This window comes from Aeromonas sp. HMWF014, from assembly GCF_963878295.1.
In the GTDB taxonomy this organism is placed as follows: Bacteria; Pseudomonadota; Gammaproteobacteria; order Enterobacterales; family Aeromonadaceae; genus Aeromonas; species Aeromonas popoffii.
Window position 1 is genome coordinate 1 of record NZ_CAWNYS010000539.1, and the last position, 1,650, is coordinate 1,650.

The 1,650-nt window shown below is 40.7% G+C and carries 1 protein-coding gene and 2 pseudogenes; 1 reads left to right on the forward strand and 2 read right to left on the reverse strand.

The window, feature by feature from the left end:
* Positions 1–884, forward strand: an 884-nt coding sequence (locus tag AAC083_RS21025) for a substrate-binding periplasmic protein (protein ID WP_108535548.1), incomplete at its 5' end; no start/stop codon positions are given.
* Positions 885–1,158: 274 nt separating this feature from the next.
* On the opposite strand, the pseudogene AAC083_RS21030 reads toward AAC083_RS21025, so the two are convergent.
* A pseudogene (locus AAC083_RS21030) lies at positions 1,159–1,398 on the reverse strand (IS4 family transposase); the annotation flags it as partial.
* 103 nt (positions 1,399–1,501) lie between these two features.
* Positions 1,502–1,650, reverse strand: a pseudogene (locus AAC083_RS21035) (ISAs1 family transposase); the annotation flags it as partial.

Genomic DNA, 1,650 nt, shown 5'->3' on the forward strand with positions numbered 1-1,650 from the left:
ATTATAAATGTATTCGTATGTACTCGGGATCTGTTATGAAAAGCCACACTTACACAATGACTATATTCTTATCCATTTTTTTCATTTTCCCAGGAAATGTGTACCCCTCATCAGAAAAACCTACAACAATTATATTAGGTGTAGAAGATGACTGGGCTCCCTACTGTTTCTTAAATAAAGAAACTGGACATCTTGACGGTTTTACACCCATTGTAGTTCGTGAAGCTTTTAAAAAAGTAGGCATTAACACTGAGTATAAAGTAATTCCATTTTCACGCTGCATGTATCTAGCACTTACTGATGTTATTTCCGGTTGCTTTAATGCTGCCATAACAAGAGACAACAAAAATAAATATGTGTGGCCAAAAACGCCACTTGTAAACGAACCGCTAGGGGTTTTTTCATTGACGTCAAAGAGTAGAAGTTATGATGCATCAGGACAAGTTGGGGTGTATGAATTGCTATCAGGTAACAGGGTTGGCGCTACACTGGGTTATTCATACCCAACTGAAATACTTGAAAATTCTGAAATCACTTTCGAGAAAGTAAAGTCTGACAGTGTGCAACTCGATATGCTTTTGCGAAACAGAATAGACTTTGCCTTACTGGGAAAGGGTTCTGGTTATTATCTTGCAAGTAAGAAAAATATTAGAAATCAAGTTGTAGATGTTTTTACCATTTCTACTGATGGTGATTTTTATATCGCATTATCAAAAGCAACTGGCAACGGAGAGTACCTTAGCAATATGTTTGACAAAGGCATGCTTGAATTAATTAAATCTGGTGAGTACAATGAATTAAAATCCCAACTAGAGCAACATTTAAATATGAACACTGGCGATATATCAGGTATGCAGGTGGATGCCAACATAATGACTAAATAATAGATGAAATGAATTGACTGATGACGATATTACTTCCCATATCAGCCATCAAGCCATCCCCCCCAACCCTGAGCGATATCGGTAATACCTTGGTATTGTGGACATTCTCTGCAATTGGGTGTCAAATGGAATAGGTTTTGGTTATATAAATACCACATTGCTTTTCGGATCTCTAATAGCCCCAACCATGCTCGCTCATTACAAGTGCAACATCATGTACAGGACCTTAAGAAAATGCGTCAATGAAAATCCCTTCCAAGGTCATGTTTTTTATTTATTTTCTCTGCTTTGTTCGGCGAACATTTTTTGACAGAAAATCTACAACCCACTCCAACCTTTCCCTTATTTCACTGATGGCTCGGTGCGCTACCGCTTCCAATATCGACAGCCACCACGTCACTCGTCACTTCAACACCAGCGACAGCAGACTAGCCCACACCAGCCCCTCGGCGAGCGCTTTCTGCCCTGTAAAAAAACCCTTGAGCCGGTTGTACGATTTCCACTCCTTGAATATCGAATTCGGTGATCACCTAAACGGTCACCTCTAATCAGGTGGCCAAATTCACTATGCCACTACAACCTGCTGGGTGTATCAGGGCAAGAGCGTGAACATTTTGTTAATTTTCACCCAATTTGTTGAGGCCAGCATTGAGTACCTTTTCCAGGTATTCACTGCTCATTCCTGCAATCTTTTGCTTCCGTCTGACGCTCGCTTTGCGTGAAGTTTCAGCCCTGAGCATGTTCAGCCCCATGTGCCGGATGCACG